This is a genomic window from Serratia marcescens (genome assembly GCF_029846115.1).
Classification (GTDB): domain Bacteria; phylum Pseudomonadota; class Gammaproteobacteria; order Enterobacterales; family Enterobacteriaceae; genus Serratia; species Serratia marcescens_L.
Genome location: NZ_JARVZZ010000001.1, coordinates 4,451,330 through 4,469,672 on the forward strand (window position 1 = coordinate 4,451,330; position 18,343 = coordinate 4,469,672).

Annotated in this window: 15 protein-coding genes; 2 read left to right on the forward strand and 13 right to left on the reverse strand. The window is 58.6% G+C overall.

What is annotated here, in order from left to right; genetic code table 11:
- Nucleotides 1-9: 9 nt before the first annotated feature.
- The 12 genes from nuoL to lrhA all read right to left on the reverse strand — a co-directional run bounded on the left by nuoL (nucleotide 10) and on the right by lrhA (nucleotide 13,641).
- The gene (gene nuoL / locus QDT79_RS21230; RefSeq protein WP_308317034.1) at nucleotides 10-1,857 is read right to left on the reverse strand and encodes an NADH-quinone oxidoreductase subunit L; all 1,848 of its coding nucleotides are present in this window, start codon (nucleotides 1,855-1,857) and stop codon (nucleotides 10-12) included.
- Nucleotides 1,854-2,156, reverse strand: a complete 303-nt coding sequence (nuoK, locus tag QDT79_RS21235; protein WP_004936014.1) for an NADH-quinone oxidoreductase subunit NuoK — start codon at nucleotides 2,154-2,156, stop codon at nucleotides 1,854-1,856. Before nuoK ends, nuoL begins: the two co-directional genes overlap by 4 nt.
- Complete coding sequence (nuoJ, locus tag QDT79_RS21240; protein ID WP_019453717.1) at nucleotides 2,153-2,710, reverse strand: NADH-quinone oxidoreductase subunit J; 558 nt, start codon at nucleotides 2,708-2,710, stop codon at nucleotides 2,153-2,155. Before nuoJ ends, nuoK begins: the two co-directional genes overlap by 4 nt.
- Before the next feature lie 13 nt (nucleotides 2,711-2,723).
- Nucleotides 2,724-3,266: an NADH-quinone oxidoreductase subunit NuoI gene (gene nuoI, locus QDT79_RS21245; protein ID WP_063988986.1), complete on the reverse strand. Its 543-nt coding sequence runs from the start codon at nucleotides 3,264-3,266 to the stop codon at nucleotides 2,724-2,726.
- 14 nt (nucleotides 3,267-3,280) lie between these two features.
- Complete coding sequence (nuoH, locus tag QDT79_RS21250; protein WP_004936022.1) at nucleotides 3,281-4,258, reverse strand: NADH-quinone oxidoreductase subunit NuoH; 978 nt, start codon at nucleotides 4,256-4,258, stop codon at nucleotides 3,281-3,283.
- A complete protein-coding gene (gene nuoG, locus QDT79_RS21255) occupies nucleotides 4,255-6,993 on the reverse strand; it encodes an NADH-quinone oxidoreductase subunit NuoG (protein WP_063989031.1) in 2,739 nt (912 codons plus the stop codon). Before nuoG ends, nuoH begins: the two co-directional genes overlap by 4 nt.
- 77 nt (nucleotides 6,994-7,070) lie before the next feature.
- Nucleotides 7,071-8,417 carry an NADH-quinone oxidoreductase subunit NuoF gene (nuoF, locus tag QDT79_RS21260; protein WP_015378579.1) on the reverse strand — a complete coding sequence of 449 codons (1,347 nt, stop codon included), beginning with the start codon at nucleotides 8,415-8,417 and terminating at the stop codon, nucleotides 7,071-7,073.
- Nucleotides 8,414-8,965 carry an NADH-quinone oxidoreductase subunit NuoE gene (gene nuoE, locus QDT79_RS21265; protein WP_033635327.1) on the reverse strand — a complete coding sequence of 184 codons (552 nt, stop codon included), beginning with the start codon at nucleotides 8,963-8,965 and terminating at the stop codon, nucleotides 8,414-8,416. Before nuoE ends, nuoF begins: the two co-directional genes overlap by 4 nt.
- Nucleotides 8,966-8,967: 2 nt before the next feature.
- The gene (gene nuoC / locus QDT79_RS21270) at nucleotides 8,968-10,764 is read right to left on the reverse strand and encodes an NADH-quinone oxidoreductase subunit C/D (RefSeq protein ID WP_025303662.1); all 1,797 of its coding nucleotides are present in this window, start codon (nucleotides 10,762-10,764) and stop codon (nucleotides 8,968-8,970) included.
- Nucleotides 10,765-10,860: 96 nt separating this feature from the next.
- Nucleotides 10,861-11,535 (reverse strand): NuoB/complex I 20 kDa subunit family protein, encoded by a 675-nt coding sequence (locus QDT79_RS21275; protein WP_004936039.1) that lies wholly within the window; start codon nucleotides 11,533-11,535, stop codon nucleotides 10,861-10,863.
- A 15-nt stretch (nucleotides 11,536-11,550) separates the two neighbouring features.
- Nucleotides 11,551-11,988, reverse strand: coding sequence for an NADH-quinone oxidoreductase subunit NuoA (gene nuoA / locus QDT79_RS21280; protein ID WP_025303663.1), 438 nt, complete (start codon nucleotides 11,986-11,988; stop codon nucleotides 11,551-11,553).
- 708 nt (nucleotides 11,989-12,696) lie between these two features.
- Complete coding sequence (lrhA, locus tag QDT79_RS21285) at nucleotides 12,697-13,641, reverse strand: transcriptional regulator LrhA (RefSeq protein WP_004936045.1); 945 nt, start codon at nucleotides 13,639-13,641, stop codon at nucleotides 12,697-12,699.
- 855 nt (nucleotides 13,642-14,496) lie between these two features.
- Here lrhA and QDT79_RS21290 point away from each other — a divergent pair.
- Both QDT79_RS21290 and yfbR read left to right on the forward strand, forming a co-directional pair.
- A complete protein-coding gene (locus tag QDT79_RS21290; protein ID WP_004936047.1) occupies nucleotides 14,497-15,711 on the forward strand; it encodes a pyridoxal phosphate-dependent aminotransferase in 1,215 nt (404 codons plus the stop codon).
- Between the two features lie 107 nt (nucleotides 15,712-15,818).
- Entirely contained in the window at nucleotides 15,819-16,418 is a 600-nt protein-coding gene (gene yfbR / locus QDT79_RS21295) for a 5'-deoxynucleotidase (RefSeq protein WP_025303666.1), read from the forward strand.
- 27 nt (nucleotides 16,419-16,445) lie between these two features.
- Here yfbR and QDT79_RS21300 read toward each other — a convergent pair whose 3' ends face one another.
- Entirely contained in the window at nucleotides 16,446-18,278 is a 1,833-nt protein-coding gene (locus tag QDT79_RS21300) for an SLC13 family permease (RefSeq protein ID WP_308317035.1), read from the reverse strand.
- Between the last annotated feature and the right edge of the window lie 65 nt (nucleotides 18,279-18,343).

The following is an 18,343-nucleotide window of genomic DNA, read 5'->3' on the forward strand; positions in this document are numbered from 1 at the left end:
ATTATTCAATTAAACCAAAATCAACAGAGCCAATACGACCACTGCACCCACACCCATAGACGCTATATACCAACGCACCTGACCGTTCTCGCTCACCGTCAGACCGCGGTTCCCCCAGCGGGAGAAGACGGCCGGCAGGTTCATCAGCGAGTTCAGCGGATCGCGCTGCAGCAGCTTCGCAATGCCCAGGTACGGCTTGACGAACACTTTGTCATACAGCCAGTCGAAGCCCCAGGCATGGAACCACCAGGTCGAGAAGAAACGCCCCGGCGCGCTGTTGGCGATGCTGTTGACCAGGCTGCGTTTGCCCAGCCACAGCGCGGCCGCCAGCAGAATGCCGACGATAGCCACCACGCCGGAGGTGATTTCAAGCGTCAGCACGCTGCCGTGCGCCAGCTCGGTCGTCTCCGGCAGCACGTCCTGCAACGGCGGCACGATCATCGCGCCGACGAAGGTGGACAGCACCAGCAGAACCAACAGCGGCAGGTGGTGAGTGATGCCTTTACCGGCATGCGCTTTGATTTTCTCTTCGCCATGGAACACGATGAAAATCATACGGAAGGTGTACAGCGAGGTCATGAACGCGCCGACCAGGCCGGCCACCATCAGGTTGATGTGGCCGTTGGCCATCGCGCCCGCCAGGATCTCGTCCTTACTGAAGAAGCCGGCCGTGACCAGCGGCAACGCAGACAGCGCCGCGCCACCCACCAGGAAGCAGACATACACCAGTGGGATGCTCTTGCGCAGGCCGCCCATCTTGAAGATGTTTTGCTCGTGGTGGCAAGCCAGGATCACCGAACCGGACGACAGGAACAGCAGCGCCTTGAAGAACGCGTGGGTCATCAGGTGGAAGATCGCCGCGTCCCATGCCTGCACGCCCAGCGCCAGGAACATGTAACCGATCTGGCTCATGGTGGAGTAAGCGAGCACGCGCTTGATGTCGGTCTGCACCAGCGCGGCGAAGCCGGCCAGCAGCAGAGTGACCGCACCGACGATGCCCACCAGGTGCAGCACTTCCGGCGCCATCAGGAACAGGCCGTGCGTACGGGCGATCAGATAGACGCCCGCGGTCACCATGGTCGCCGCGTGGATCAGTGCGGAAACCGGGGTTGGGCCCGCCATCGCGTCCGCCAACCAGGTTTGCAACGGCAGCTGCGCCGATTTACCGACCGCACCGCCCAGCAGCATCAGGGTCGCCCAGGTGATGGCCGTGTCACCCACCGCCAGTTTCTGCGGCGCCAGGATCATCAGCTCGCGGATGTTCAGCGTGCCCAGCTCGTTGTAGAGGATGAACAGCGCGAACGCCAGGAACACGTCGCCCACGCGGGTCACGATGAAGGCTTTCATCGCCGCCGCGCCGTTGGCTGGGTCTTTGTAGTAGAAACCGATCAACAGGTAGCTGCACAGGCCCACGCCTTCCCAACCCAGATACATCAGCAGCAGGTTGTCTGCCAGCACCAAGACCACCATGCTGGCGATAAACAGGTTGGTGTAAGCGAAGAAGCGCGAATAGCCCTCTTCACCGCGCATGTACCAAGAAGCGAACATGTGGATGAAGAAGCCGACGCCGGTGACCACCGACAGCATGGTCAGCGACAGGCCGTCCAGCACCAGGGTCACGCCGATATTGAAGTTACCGACGGCCATCCAGGTCCACAGGCTTTGTTCGAACAGCTGCACGCCGGCGGCTTTCTGGGCGAGGAAATCCATCGCCACATACACCGTGACCAGCGCAGCCAGGCCGATAGAGCCCACGCCGACGGTGGCCGCCGTGTTCTCAGACCAACGACCGCGGGAAAATGCCAACAGCAGGAACCCGATCAGCGGTAGCAGAATTGTTAAATATAATAGGTTCATCCGCGCATCTCACTGACAGTATCAATATTCAGGGTATGACGACGACGGTAGAGCTGCAGCAACAGCGCCAGGCCGATACTGGCCTCGGCTGCCGCCAGGCTGATCGCCAGGATGTACATCACCTGCCCGTCCGCCTGGCCCCAGTAGCTTCCCGCCACGATAAACGCCAACGCCGCAGCGTTGATCATCACTTCCAGGCTGATCAGCATAAACAGCAGGTTGCGGCGCACCAGCAGCCCGGTCAGCCCGAGCACAAACAGGATAGCCGCCAGGATCAGGCCGTGTTGAAGAGGGATCATGCTTGCTCCTCCGATTTTCTTCTCGCCATTTCGCCACTCGCCGGCGCGTTGCTCAGCACCTCGCCAGGCTTGTGCTCGCGGCCGATATGGAAGGCGACAACCAGACCCGCCAACAGCAGCATTGAAGCCAGCTCAACCGCCAGTACGTAAGGCCCGAACAGGCTGATGCCCACCGCCTTCGCGTCGACCATCTCGCCGCTGATACCCTGGTCGGATACGCTGCGGATCGCGACGATCAATACCACCAGCAGCGCCAGCGACAACAGGCCAGGTCCGATCCACACCGTCGGCTTCATCCAGTCGCGCTCTTGCTGCTGCACGTTGCCGAGGTTCAGCATCATCACCACGAACACGAACAGCACCATGATGGCGCCCGCATAGACGATGATTTCCAACGCGGCGGCAAAGTAGGCGCCGAGCGAGAAGAAGACTGCCGAGATCGCCAATAACGAGACGATCAGATACAGCAGCGCATGTACAGGGTTGGTATGGGTGATCACGCGAATCGTCGCGGCCACCGCAATCAAACCTGCCAGGTAAAATGCAATTTCCATGCTTGCTGGCTCCTTAGGGCAACAGACCTTTGACGTCGATCGGTTTGGCTTCGTTTTCGGCTTCGCCTTTGGCTTTGCCGTCAATCGCCATACCGGCCATCCGGTAGAAGTTATATTCCGGATATTTACCCGGCCCCGAGATCAACAGATCTTCTTTTTCGTACACCAGATCCTGACGCTTGTACTCACCCAGTTCGAAATCCGGCGTCAGCTGGATAGCGGTAGTCGGGCAAGCCTCTTCGCACAGGCCACAGAAAATGCAGCGCGAGAAGTTGATGCGGAAGAACTCCGGATACCAACGGCCGTCTTTCTGCTCCGCTTTTTGCAGCGAGATACAGCCGACCGGGCAGGCAACCGCACACAGGTTACAGGCGACGCAGCGCTCTTCGCCGTCCGGATCGCGCGTCAGCACGATGCGGCCGCGGTAGCGCGGCGGCAGGTAAACCGGTTCTTCCGGATACATCTGGGTTTCGCGCTTGGCGAAGGCATGCAGGCCAATCATCCAAATGCTGCGCACCTGGGTGCCGAAACCAACCACTAACTCTTTCAATGTCATGGTTTATTCACCCCTTATTGAGCGTTGTACAAAATGACCGCGGCGGTTGCCAGCAGGTTCAGCAGCGTCAGCGGCAGGCACACTTTCCAGCCGAAGGACATCACCTGGTCATAACGCGGACGCGGCAGCGCGGCACGGATCAGGATGAACATCATCATGAAGAAGGCCGTTTTCAACGCGAACCAGATGAATGGCGGCAGGAACGGACCCTGCCAGCCGCCGAAGAACAACGTCACAATCAGGGCGGACACGGTGACGATACCGATGTATTCCCCCACGAAGAACAGACCGAACTTCATGCCGGAATATTCGATGTGGTAACCGTCGGCCAGTTCCTGCTCGGCTTCCGGCTGGTCAAACGGGTGACGGTGACACACCGCCACGCCGGCGATCGCGAAGGTCACGAAGCCAAAGAACTGCGGGATGACGTTCCAGACGTGCGCCTGGGATTCAACGATGGCCTGCATGTTGAACGAATCCGCCTGCATCACCACGCCCATCAGCGACAGGCCGATGAACACTTCGTAGCTCAGGGTTTGCGCGGAGGCGCGCATCGCGCCCAACAGCGAGTATTTGTTGTTGCTCGACCATCCGGCGAACAGCACGGCGTACACCGCCAGGCCGGCCATCATCAGGAAGAACAGAATACCGATGTTGAGATCGGACACCGCCCAGGTCGGGCTGACCGGAACGATGGCAAATGCCAGCAACAGGGAAGTAAAGGCGATCATCGGCGCCAGGGTGAAGATCACCCGGTCGGAGAATCTCGGAACCCAGTCTTCCTTGAAGAACATTTTGATCATGTCGGCGACCAGCTGCAGCGAGCCGCCCCAGCCTACGCGGTTCGGTCCGTAGCGGTTCTGGAACAGGCCGAGCAGGCGGCGTTCGCCGAAGCTCATGAATGCCCCGCACGCCACGACCACCAACAGGATCACGACCGCTTTAAGAATGGCGATCAGAATGTCGATCACCTCAGGGGTAAACCAGCTCATCGTGCCGCCTCCCGCAGATTGTCTACCTTAGCACCCACCAAGATCGGCGGGATCCCTGGCAAGCCGAGCGGCAAACCAACCTGGCCCTGGGTCAGGGTTTCACTCAGACGCACCGGCAGACGCAGGGTCTGGCCCGCACAGCTGAACTCCACCAGGCTGCCCGCGTTGACGCCAAGCGTCGCCGCGTCGGCCGGGTTGACCATCACGTAGGCTTCCGGCATGCGCTGCTGGATCACGTGAGAGCGCTGCGACATTTCGTCGCTGCCGAACAGGTGGTAGTAAGGCGCGACACGCCAGCCGTCGACCGGATTGAACGCGGCAGGCACGCGGTCGAAGTAACCGAGGCTGCCCTCCCCCGCTTCGATCAGGCGCACGCCCGGATCGCCGTGGCGCAGTTTGCCACCCACTTCGGCCTGGAACTTGTTCCATGCCTGCGGTGAGTTCCAGCCTGGCGCCCAGGCAAACGGGATCTGTTGACGATCGGCCAGCGGGCTGTTGTTCCCTTCCATCGAGAAGGCGAACATGGTGTCTTTATCCTGCGGCTGACGCGGCTCGTGCACGCTGATGTTGGCGCGCATGGCGGTACGGCCGCTGGAGCGGTGCGGCGAACGCGCCAGCTTCTGACCGCGAATGCGGAAAGTCGCGTCTGGCGCGGCGTCGACGATGCCCTGCAGCTGCGGCAACGCAGCGACGCAAGCGGCGATCACGTCATCAAGCTGGGTCCAATCCACGTGGCGGCTGGTGTAGGTGGAGTGCAGCGAGTGCATCCAGCGCCAGCTTTCCAGCATCACGGTGAACTGATTCTTCTTGGCGTCGTCGTAGTAAGCCGGATCGTATACCTGGAAGAAGCGCTGCGCGCGGCCTTCCTGGTTGATCAGCGTACCGTCGCTCTCGGCAAAGCTGGCCGAGGAGAGGATCAGGTTGGCTTTGTCCATGATCGCGGTGCGCTGGTGGTCGGCGACGATCAGGTTGTTGACCTTGGTCAACGCTGCGTCCACCTGCGCCGCCGGCGCATGACGATAGAGATCGTTTTCCATCACGATGGCGGTGTCTGCTGCGCCGCTCGCCAGCTGTTCCAGCGCCTGATCGAGCGAGCCGCCGCCGATCATCGCCAGGCCCATGCTGTTGGCTGCGCCCGCCACGAAGGTGATGCCGACATCGGAACCGCGGCCCTTCAACGCTTTGGCGATGTTGGCCGCCGCTTCGATGATGGCTTCGCTGCCAGCGTTGCTGCCGGTCACGATCAGCGGTTTGCGTGCGCCGGTCAGCGCCTGCACGATGATATCGACTTTCTTGTTCAGGCCGTCAGCCAGATCGTTCACCGCCGGCGCCGCGCTGTCCAGCGCGTGAGCGATGGCGAAGCCGAAGCGCGCCTGCTCGTCCACCGGCGCGCGGTAGTTCCAGGCGGCGATGTCGTCCAGACGGGTGTTGTCGACGTTGGTGGTGAACAGCGGGTACTTGGCGTGCTGACCGATGTTCTGCACCGCCGCGATCTGCCAGTCGGCCACGCGTTGCGCCGCCGCCATCGCGCGGGCTTTCCCCTTGACGGCCTGGCGCACGGACAGCGCGATGCGCGCGCCGGTTTGCGTCAGGTCTTCGCCCAGCACCAGCACCGCGTCGTAATCTTCGATCTCACGCAGCGCCGGCGTATGGACGCCGCCGTTTTTCAGCACGTTCAGCATCAGCGCCAGGCGTGATTGCTCCGCCTGAGCGATACCGGTGTAGTAGTTCTCGGCGCCGACCAGTTCGCGCAGCGCGAAGTTGCTTTCCAGGCTGGCGCGCGGGGAGCCGATGCCGATGGTTTTCTTCGCCTGACGCAGGATGTCCGCCGCGCCCTGCATCGCCTGCTCGGCGTTCAGGGTGATCCAGTCATCACCGCGCAGCTGCTGCGGTTGACGCGGACGATCTTTCTGGTTGACGTAGCCGTAACCGAAACGGCCGCGGTCGCACAGGAAGTAGTGGTTCACGCTGCCGTTGTAACGGTTTTCGATACGGCGCAATTCGCCATAGCGCTCGCCCGGGCTGGTATTACAGCCGATGCTGCACTGCTGGCAAATGCTCGGCGCAAACTGCATGTCCCATTTACGGTTGTAGCGTTCGGAGTGCGTTTTGTCGGTGAATACGCCGGTCGGGCACACTTCCACCAGGTTGCCGGAGAACTCGCTTTCCAGCGTGCCGCTTTCCGGACGACCGAAGTAGACGTTGTCGTGCGCGCCGTACACGCCGAAGTCGGTGCCGTCCGCATAGTCTTTGTAGTAACGCACGCAGCGGTAGCAGGCGATGCAGCGGTTCATCTCGTGCGAGATAAACGGCCCCAGCTCCTGGTTATTGTGGGTGCGCTTGGTGAAGCGGTAGCGGCGGAAGCTGTGGCCGGTCATTACCGTCATATCCTGCAGGTGACAGTTACCGCCTTCTTCACAGACCGGGCAATCGTGCGGGTGGTTGGTCATCAACCACTCGACCACGCTTTCACGGAACTGCTTCGCTTCGCCGTCATCGATGGAGATGAAGGTACCATCGGATGCCGGGGTCATACAGGACATCACCAAACGGCCGCGCGTATCTTCCGCGTTTTGGTATTGCTTTACCGCACATTGGCGGCAAGCGCCGACGCTTCCCAGCGCCGGATGCCAGCAAAAGTAAGGAATATCAAGGCCGAGGGAGAGACAAGCCTGCAGCAGGTTGTCCGCCCCGTCTACCTCATACTCTTTGCCGTCTACATGAATCGTAGCCATAGTCAGCATGCTTCCAAGTGGCCTGCCTTGCGGCAGGCGTTAATCAAAAATTCTGGCCGTGTTCGGGCAAGTTCGGCTTACCAGCGCTGCTTCAGCAGATTGTTCGGCTGAATGCCGCCAATCGCATGGGCGTTGCCGAAGTGTTGCACGGCGATACCCGCCTCGAACTCTTCACGGAAATATTTAATCGCGCTTTGCAGTGGCTCTACGGCACCTGGCGCGTGGGCGCAGAAGGTTTTGCCCGGGCCGAGGGAACGGCACAGCTGTTCGAGGGTTTCGATATCCCCCGGCTGCCCTTCGCCGTTTTCCAACGCACGCAGGATCTTCACGCTCCACGGCAGGCCGTCGCGGCATGGCGTACACCAGCCGCAGGACTCGCGGGCGAAGAACTCTTCCAGGTTACGCACCAGCGGCACCATGCCGATCTCGTGGTCTACCGCCATCGCCAGCGCGGTGCCGAGACGGCTGCCGGCTTTGCCGATCGCGCCGTATTCCATCGGCAGATCGAGATGATCGGCGGTCAGGAAGTCGGTCCCCGCGCCGCCCGGCTGCCAGGCTTTGAAGCGCAGACCGTCACGCATGCCGCCGGCGTAGTCTTCCAGGATCTCGCGCGCGGTAGTGCCGAACGGCAGCTCCCAGACGCCCGGATTTTTCACCCGGCCGGAGAAGCCCATCAGCTTGGTGCCTTTGTCTTCACTGCCGGAGATGCCGGTGTACCACTCCACGCCGTTCGCCAAAATGGCCGGCACGTTGCACAACGTTTCGACGTTGTTGACGCAGGTCGGCTTGCCCCACACGCCGGCGCTGGCCGGGAATGGCGGCTTGGAACGCGGATTGGCGCGGCGGCCTTCCAGCGAGTTGATCAGCGCGGTTTCTTCGCCGCAGATATAACGGCCGGCGCCGGTGTGCACGATCAGCTCGAAATCGAACCCGGTGCCGAGAATGTTCTTGCCCAGATAGCCGGCTTCGGTGGCTTCCGCGATGGCGCGACGCAGATGCGCCGCCGCTTCGATGTACTCACCGCGCAGGAAGATGTACCCACGGTAGGCTTTCAGCGCGAACGCGGAGATCAGCATGCCTTCCACCAGCAGGTGCGGCAGCTGCTCCATCAGCAGGCGGTCTTTGTAGGTGCCCGGCTCCATCTCATCGGCGTTACACAGCAGGTAACGGATGTTCATGGATTCGTCCTTCGGCATCAGGCTCCACTTCAAACCGGTGGAGAAGCCCGCGCCGCCGCGGCCCTTCAGCCCGGAGTCTTTCACCAGGCCGACGATCTCATCCGGTGCCAGGCCTTTGAGGGCCTTTTCCGCGCCGGCATAGCCGTTTTTGCTGCGGTACTCGTCCAGCCACAGCGGCTGCTTGTCATCGCGCAGACGCCAGGTCAGCGGATGCGTTTCGGGAGTGCGTACAATGTGCTTGGTCATTGATACTGCTCCAGTAGCGTCTCGATATCTTCGGGCTTCAGCTGACTGTGAGTGTCGTCATCAATCATCATGGTCGGCCCTTTATCGCAGTTGCCCAGACAGCAGGTCGGCAACAGCGTGAAGCGGCCATCAAAGGTGGTTTGACCCGGCTTGATGTTCAGCTTCTTCTCGATAGCGGCCTGAATGCCCTGGTAACCGGTGATGTGACAAACAACGCTGTCACAATAACGGATCACGTGACGTCCTACTGGCTGACGGAAAATCTGGCTGTAGAACGTGGCCACGCCTTCTACATCGCTGGCGGGGATGCCCAGCACTTCCGCGATGGCGTAAATCGCACCGTCCGGAACCCAGCCGCGCTGCTTCTGCACAATTTTCAGTGCTTCGATGGAAGCGGCGCGCGGATCCTCGTAATGGTGTTTTTCGTGCTCGATCGCATCACGTTCTTCCGCGCTCAGTACAAATGCATCAACGCCGCTCTGAGGAGCGGCTGCATTGATGGGCTCGAGCGCATCGTTGACTGCGTGATTGTCTTTTTGAGAGTGCATAGTTAGCGGTCCACATCTGACATTACAAAATCGATACTACCCAGATAGACGATCAGGTCGGAAACCAGGCTGCCTCGGATGACCGATGGGATCTGCTGCAGGTGCGCAAAGCTCGGCGTACGGACCCGGGTGCGGTAGCTCATGGTGCTGCCGTCGCTGGTCAGGTAGTAGCTGTTGATCCCTTTGGTGGCTTCAATCATCTGGAATGATTCGTTGGCTGGCATCACCGGGCCCCAGGAAACCTGCAGGAAGTGGGTGATCAGCGTTTCAATGTGCTGCAGCGTGCGCTCTTTCGGCGGCGGCGTGGTCAGCGGGTGATCGGCCTTGAACGGGCCTTCCGGCATGTTGTTCAGGCACTGTTCGAGGATGCGCAGGCTCTGACGCAGCTCTTCCACCTTCAGCATCACGCGGGTGTAGCAGTCGCTGTTGCCGTCGCCCACCGGCACTTCAAAGTCGAAGTTCTCGTAGCCGGAGTACGGACGCCATTTGCGCACGTCGAACTCCACGCCGGTGGCGCGCAGGCCTGCGCCGGTCACGCCCCACTCCAGCGCTTCTTTGGCGTTGTAAGACGCTACGCCGATGGAACGGCCTTTCAGGATGCTGTTCTTCAGCGCCGCTTTCACGTAGGAATCCAAACGCTTCGGCATCCAGTCGAGGAATTCACGCAGCAGGCGATCCCAGCCGCGCGGCAGATCGTGCGCGACGCCGCCGATGCGGAACCAGGCCGGGTGCATACGGAAACCGGTGATCGCCTCCACCAGATCATAGATTTTCTGACGGTCGGTAAAGGCGAAGAACACCGGGGTCATCGCGCCGACGTCCTGAATGAAGGTGGAGATGTACAGCAGGTGGCTGTTGATGCGGAACAGTTCGGACAGCATCACACGGATGGTGTCGACGCGCTCCGGCACCTTGATGCCGGCCAGCTTTTCAACCGCCAGCACGTAAGGCATTTCGTTCACGCAGCCGCCGAGGTACTCGATGCGGTCGGTGTACGGAATGTAGCTGTGCCAGGATTGACGCTCGCCCATCTTCTCGGCGCCGCGGTGGTGATAGCCGATGTCCGGCACGCAGTCGACGATCTCTTCGCCGTCCAACTGCAGAATGATGCGGAACGCACCGTGCGCGGACGGGTGGTTCGGGCCGAGGTTGAGGAACATGAAGTCTTCGTTCTCGGTGCCGCGCTTCATGCCCCAGTCTTCCGGCTTGAAGGTCAGCGCTTCCATCTCCAGATCTTCTTTCTGCTTGGTCAGCACGAAAGGATCGAATTCGGTGGCGCGCGCCGGGTAGTCCTTACGCAGCGGGTGCCCTTCCCAGGTCTGCGGCATCATGATGCGCGACAGGTGCGGGTGGCCGTCGAAGGTGATGCCGAACATTTCCCAGGTTTCGCGCTCGTACCAGTTGGCGTTCGGGAACACCTTGGTCGCCGTCGGCACGTGCAGGTCTTTTTCAGACAGCGCCACCTTCAGCATGATGTCGCGGTTGCGTTCGATGGAAATCAGATGGTAGAAAACGGAGAAATCCGCAGCGGGCAGGCCGTCGCGGTGGGTGCGAAGACGTTCGTCCACGCCATGCAGATCGAACAGCATGACATACGGCTTCGGCTGTTTTCTCAGGAACGTCATTACTTCCAGCAACTGGTCAGGTTTAACCCATACCACGGGCATGCCGGTACGGGTGGCCTGAACAGTAAAGGCTTCCGGCCCAAAACGGTTGCGCAGTTCGCCGATCACCGGGTCGTCAAGGTGATCTCGGGTCTGCCAGGCAGGCAAGGCGTCGTGCGTCGTCAAATCTGTCATAATTTTTTTTCACCACACTAAAGGGTTATTCGCCGCAAGTTTCACTTTTCGCTGTGTTAACCAATAGCGCACTAAGATGGACGTTAAATGAACGTCTTAAATCTCGTCAGGCGTCCGGAGGTTGGTCACCGCGATGCGCTCGCCGTGTTTACGCTCTCTTTCAGACTGCATATTGGCGCGGTAAACGCCCTGATCGCCGACAACCCACGACAGCGGGCGACGTTCTTTGCCGATGGATTCCTGCAGCAGCATCAGCGCTTGCATGTAGGCTTCTGGACGCGGCGGGCAGCCGGGAATGTACACATCGACCGGCAGGAACTTGTCCACGCCCTGCACCACGGAATAGATGTCGTACATGCCGCCGGAGTTGGCGCAGGCGCCCATCGAGATCACCCACTTAGGTTCCAGCATCTGCTCGTACAAGCGTTGAATGACCGGGGCCATTTTGGTGAAGCAGGTACCGGCCACCACCATCAGGTCAGCCTGACGCGGGGAGGCGCGCAGTACTTCCGCACCGAAACGCGCCACGTCGTGAACGGCGGTAAACGACGTCACCATCTCCACGTAACAGCACGAAAGGCCGAAGTTATACGGCCAAATAGAGTTTTTACGCCCCCAGTTCACCATGTCATGCAGCGCATGTTCGAGTTTACCCATGTAAACCGTGCGGTGGACCTGTTGTTCCAGGGGATCGGCGACGATCTCCTGTTTTTGCAGGGGATAACGGTCGTTCTCACCGTTCGGGTCTATGCGGGTGAGCGTATAGTCCATCTTAATGCCTCGCTGTTACTGCGGATGACTGTTGGTGTTAGTGATCGTGCTCGGTTTGCTGCGGCGTTGGGAACGCGCCGGAGTCCAATCCAACGCGCCAATGCGCACCAGATAAACCAGACCGGCCAATAGCACCAAAATGAAAATGGCGGCTTCGATAAAGCCTACCCAACCGCTCTCGCGAACCGAGACCGACCAGGCATACAGGTATAAGGCTTCAACGTCGAAAATAACGAAGAACATGGCCACCAGGTAGAACTTGGCGGACAAGCGCATGCGCGCCGTGCCGACCGAGTCGATGCCTGATTCAAACGGGGTGTGTTTGGCGCGCGCCCGGGCTCTCCCGCCCAAGAAGAACGCACCCAGCAGCATTAAGCCGCAAAGCCCGATAGCCACGACGAGAAATACGGCGAGCGCCCAGTGATGAGCGATAACTTCAGTGGTTGTTGACATACTCTATGCTTACTCATCAAAAGTGGCGTCGATCGCACTGCTCTTGTCACCGGCAGTTAGTGCGCCACATCGATTTAAGGGAAGGATAAATAACCACACAAACAAACTGCTTTTACAGCGAGTTAGGCAGCGTTTTTCTGTGGGCTTTTTACTCCTTTCTATAACCTTTTGTCAACTTTGACAAAAGTATCTACACACTAGTTTACATACGTATCATTTAATTAACATTTGATGCGCCAGGGACAGGCTAAATCGTGTCAGTTAATTTTTGTGTAGAAACAGATAGATATAAACCAACATGCACATTTCAGTTTTACTATACCATTGTCTCAGGAATTCCCTGTTCTTCCACTCACTACCTAGGGGTATTTTTTTGATCCAGGACACGTTTTCAGCATAAATCCTCAAAAAAAGTGTGGCCCTTTAACAATTTTCCTCAAATTAAGCCGCAAAAACGGCCGCTATAAGCTAACAAAATAACCCTGCTATTACCATGCCTTTAACCCATTCAATCTTATTGCTCAAAAAACAAACTCCGCATCTTAAACCCGGCCAAACTCTCTTTTCAGTAACGCTTAAAAGTTATTAAAACAGCCAACTCATAACAAAATTGCACTTAAACCTATATAACAGTAAATATCACCAAAAAACGGCCAAAAAAAACCTCCGCCGAAGCAGAGGTTTTTCATCAGATATCACACCGCGGCGTTATTCTTCTTCGTCCACCAGGCTGGCGTCATCCTGATCGCCCTGGAGACCGGCTTCCGCGCCGTTGAAGCCATAGCCGTCATTGCCGCCCTGCATCGCGCTGAAGATAGCCATTGCCAGCTCGTTGCTGCACTGCGCATTTTTGCACAGCGCATACTGGGTATCCGGCAGCGGCGGCAAACCTTCCACCGCGCCCAGCACCCGCAGATCGGGGCTCATCATCTCGATCGGCCGCGCGGTCACGCCCAGGCCGGCCTTACAGGCCGCCCGCACCGCGGACAGCGTGGAGGCGACGTAGGCGATACGCCACGGGATACCGGCTTCATCCAACTGTTTGATCGCCAGCGCGCGGAACGGGCTTGGCTCATCCATCACCACCAACGGGATCGGTTCGCCGGCCTGATAGTGGTAATCGGCGGCGCAGTACCACAGCGTCGGCGACGTGCGCAGTACGATATGCGGGTGCCCGGCCGGATCGGCCGTGGTCACCGCCAGATCGATCTCGCCCTCTTCCAGCAGATCGACCATCGTCGTGCTGCGCTTTACGCGCACGTCAATGGCCAGCTTGGGATAGATGGCGGTCACGCGGTTCAACAGGAAAGGCAAAATGGTATCGGCGGTGTCGTCGGAAGCGCCGATGGTCAGAACACCTTTAATATTGTTGTACATCAGCGAGGTACAGGCTTCGTCGTTAAAGCGCAGGATTTTCCTGGCATAACCGAGAAGCTGAATACCATGCTCAGTCAGGAGTTTGTTGCGCCCATGGCGGGCAAACAGTTCTTTGCCGACCAGTTGCTCTAATCGCTGCATTTGTTGACTGACGGCTGATTGAGTACGGCAAACGGCAACAGCCGCCGCTGCGAAGGTATTCAAATCAGCAACCGCAACAAAGGTTCTTAGCAGATCGAGGTCGAGATTAAGTATCGGACGATTTGCAGTTGTCATAGTGTATTCTTCACTTTTTTAAATTCTAATTTACGAACTACTACCCTGGTGTGTTTCTCAGACGCCGTTGAAAAGGACGGAGCCTGTTATGACAGTACCCCACTCATAAGTGGAGGGCAAAAAAATTACTTATGATTCGTTACCTCTATCGCTTTTTAAAATGCGATCTATCGATGATGCTTATAGAACGCGGGGGGCTGAATACCGGTGGAAAGGGAAAACCCCCACCGAACCTGAGATTTTACTCATTCATACTGCCTAATTTCCACTCCATTCGTGCTACTGAGAACCCTTATCAACCGGTGTTCAGACTGCATTACAGAGCAAAAAAGATAAATAATTAATGACACCAACTTCGTGTTAATACTCAATGAATTTAATAAATTCAATCAGTAAGATTTTTACTTTAAATAATAATCCTACAACCACATAAACAATGCTTAAGCTAAAATATAAAGTAAAGCTAATGTAAATATGCCATTTTCTTAGTGTGGTGCGCTTACCGACACCCCGCTATCAGACAACTCCGGTATTATCGTTCCTTTACAGTTTATTGAAGCCCATTCTCACTTTCGGCTTATCAGTTCACTGCTGCCGGCCGCGATCGCCGGCACGTCCCGTTTATCGACGCGTGATTTCACAGAACAAAACCCTAGTAAAATTATAGTTCATGAAATTATGAACCACAAAATAACTTTACCTTTGCTTATCATAACTAAAATCCCCCGTTACGACATGCATTTGCACCAAAGGCGTGCAAAACCCTTCAAAAGCAACTACGCCAGGAGTACATTGGGCGGGTTGCGGCGTCCCACGGTAGGAGCGCCCCTATCCCAGCAAAAGGCTCAACTTTTTATGTCCCCCATTGAGAAATCCAGCAAACTGGACAACGTCTGCTATGACATTCGCGGCCCGGTGCTTAAAGAAGCTAAACGTCTTGAAGAAGAAGGCAACAAAGTCCTGAAACTGAACATCGGCAACCCTGCCCCGTTCGGTTTCGACGCCCCGGACGAAATCCTGGTCGACGTGATCCGCAATCTGCCCACGGCGCAAGGCTACTCCGACTCCAAGGGCCTCTTCTCGGCGCGTAAAGCGATCATGCAGCACTATCAGGCGCGCAACATGCGTGACGTGACCGTTGAGGATATCTACATTGGCAATGGCGTCTCTGAGCTGATCGTCCAATCCATGCAAGCGCTGCTCAACAGCGGCGACGAAATGCTGGTGCCGGCGCCGGACTACCCGCTGTGGACCGCCGCGGTATCGCTGTCCGGCGGCAAGGCCGTGCACTACCTGTGTGATGAGCAGGCCGGCTGGTTCCCGGATCTGGACGACATCATCAGCAAGATCACCCCGCGCACCCGCGGCATTGTGATCATCAACCCGAACAACCCGACCGGCGCGGTTTACAGCAAAGCGCTGCTGGAACAGATCGTCGAGATCGCCCGTCAACACAATCTGATCATCTTCGCCGACGAGATCTACGACAAGATCCTGTATGACGAAGCCGAGCATCATTCGATCGCCGCGCTGGCGCCGGATCTGCTGACCGTGACCTTCAACGGCCTGTCGAAAACCTACCGCGTGGCGGGCTTCCGCCAGGGCTGGATGGTACTGAACGGGCCGAAGAAGCACGCCAAAGGCTATATCGAAGGGCTGGAGATGCTGGCTTCGATGCGCCTGTGCGCCAACGTGCCGATGCAACACGCCATTCAGACCGCGCTGGGCGGTTATCAGAGCATCAGCGAATTCATTCAGCCCGGCGGCCGCCTGTACGAACAGCGCAACCGCACCTGGGAACTGCTCAACGACATTCCGGGCGTCTCTTGCGTGAAGCCGCAGGGCGCGCTGTACATGTTCCCGCGCATCGACGCCAAGCGCTTCAACATCCACGACGACCAGAAACTGGTGCTGGATCTGCTGCTGCAGGAAAAAGTGCTGCTGGTGCAGGGCACCGCGTTCAACTGGCCTTACCCGGATCACGTGCGCATCGTCACCCTGCCGCGCGTAGACGAACTGGAAATGGCGGTCGGCAAGCTGGGCCGCTTCCTGGAAGGTTACCACCAGTAATCGCCTGGGGCGCAGCGCCTTGCTGCGCCCTTCTCTCATTGCCCGGTTGCAAAATTCGCCGTCACTGCTTCACAATGGTGCCCTCACTTGCCGTTAAAGAGAGCACCATGAGCCAGAGCCATTTCTTCGCCCATCTGTCCCGCCTGAAACTGATCAACCGCTGGCCGCTGATGCGCAACGTGCGTACCGAAAACGTCTCCGAACACAGTCTGCAGGTGGCTTTCGTCGCCCATGCGTTGGCGGTGATCAAGAACCGCAAATTCAACGGCAACCTCAACGCCGACCGCGTTGCGCTACTGGCGATGTATCACGACGCCAGCGAAGTGATCACCGGTGACATGCCGACGCCGATCAAGTACTACAATCCGCAGATCGCCCATGAATACAAGAAGATCGAAAAGATCGCCCAGCAAAAGCTGCTGGACATGATCCCCGCTGAGCTGCGCAACGATTTCCGCACCATTCTCGATGAGCACTACTACAGCGAAGATGAAAAGCAGGTGGTAAAGCAGGCAGACGCGCTGTGCGCCTACCTGAAATGCCTGGAAGAACTCTCTGCCGGCAACAACGAATTCACCCTGGCCAAGGCGCGGCTGGATAAAACCCTGGAACAGCGCCGCAGCCCGGAAATGGACTACTTCATGGACGTATTCATTCCCAGCTTCAGCCTGTCATTGGACGAAATCAGCCTCGACAGTTCGCTGTAACCCCGCCGGCGCAGCCCCGCTGCGCCGTTAAAAACCGTAAAGCCACGGCACCACAATCACGCTGACCACCATCACCAGCAGGGTAAACGGCACGCCGAGACGTACGAAATCGCCGAATTTGTAATTGCCCGGCCCCAGCACCAGCGTGTTGACCGGTGAAGAGACCGGCGTCATAAAGGCGGCGGACGCGGCGATGGCGATAATCATCGCGAACGGGTATGGCGAGACGCCCATTTCGCGCGCGGCGGCAATGGCAATCGGCGCCATCAGCACCGCCGTCGCGGTGTTGGAAATAAACAGGCCGATGGCGGCGCACAAGACGAACAGACACAGCAGCATCACGCGCGGCCCCGCGCTGCCGGCGACGTCCATCAGCCCGCTGACGATCAGATCCACCCCGCCGGTCTTTTGCAGCGCCTGCGCGAACGGCATCATCCCGACGATCAAAATAATGCTCGGCCAATGGATCGATTTATAGGCGCTCTCCATGTCGATACAGCGGAACTTGCCCATCAGCAGGCAGGCGATCAGCGCCGCGATCGGGTTGGGGATTTCGTCGGTCAACATCATCGCCACCATCAACGCCAGGCAAAACAGCGCGTGCGGCGCCTGCGTGATGGCCGGCGCCACTTCGTCCACCTCGGCCGGCAGATTGAGCACGATAAAGTCGTGGGTTTTGGCCTGCAGCTGACGGATCGCCTTCCAGTCGCCGATCACCAGCAAAATGTCGCCCAGCTCCAGCGGCTCGTCCACCAGCTTGCCGCCCAGCGTCTCGCCGTGGCGGCGGATGCCCACCACGTTCAGATCGTAGCGGCTGCGGAACGCCGCTTCGCGCAGGCTTTTGCCCAGCAGCGCCGAGTCCGGGATCAGCGACACTTCGGCCATGCCGACGTTGCGCGACTGTTCCGAGAAGTAATCGCCGCGCAGCACCATCGGCTCCAGCCGCTGCTCGCCGCAGAATTCGCGCAGATCGACCTGACTGTCCGACATGTCGATCAAGAGGACATCGCCCTCGCGCAGCTCGGTGCTGCCGGAGGCGCTGACCATCACCCGCCGGAAGCGTTTCCAGCGCTCGATGCCCACCACGTTGGCGCCATAGCGCGCACGCAGATGCAGTTCATCCAGCGAACGCCCGATCAGCGGCGAAGCGTTGCGGACAGCCAGCCGCCGCGCGCGGCCAGTCAGCTTGTAGTCGCGGATCAAATCGCGGAAGGTGCGGCGCTGCCAGTCGTCACCGGCTTTGCCCGTTTCACCGCTGCCCAGCCAACGCCGGGCGATCAGCATGTAGCCGACACCCAGCGCCAGCACCACCAGGCCAATGGGCGTCACGCTGAAGAAACCGAAACCATGGATGCCTTCACGCACCAGTTCGCTGTTGACCACCATGTTGGGCGGCGTGGCCACCAGCGTCATCATGCCGCTGATCAGCCCGGCAAAGCTGAGCGGCATCATCAGCCGCCCCGGCGCGATCTTCATTCTGGCCGTCACGCTGAGCACCACCGGGATAAAGATCGCCACCACGCCGGTCGAGCTCATGAACGCGCCCAGCCCGGCGACTGTCACCATCAGCAGCATCAACATTTTGGTTTCGCTGCTGCCGGCCACTTTCACCAGCCAGTCACCCACCTGGTAAGCCACGCCGGTGCGTACCAGCCCTTCACCGATCACGAACAGCGCCGCAATCAAAATCACGTTGGGATCGCTGAAACCGACCGTCGCCTCCTGCAGGCTGAGCGTGCCGCTCAGCACGAAGGCGATGATCACCAACAGCGCCACCACGTCCATGCGCAGCTTATTGGTGATAAACAGCACGATGGCAATCAGCAGTAAACTCAGCACCCACAGTAATTCGCTGTTCAAAACGGCCTCATCCGACAAATGTCCAAGGGTCTAAAAAATAGCATAAAAAAACCCCGCCGAAGCGG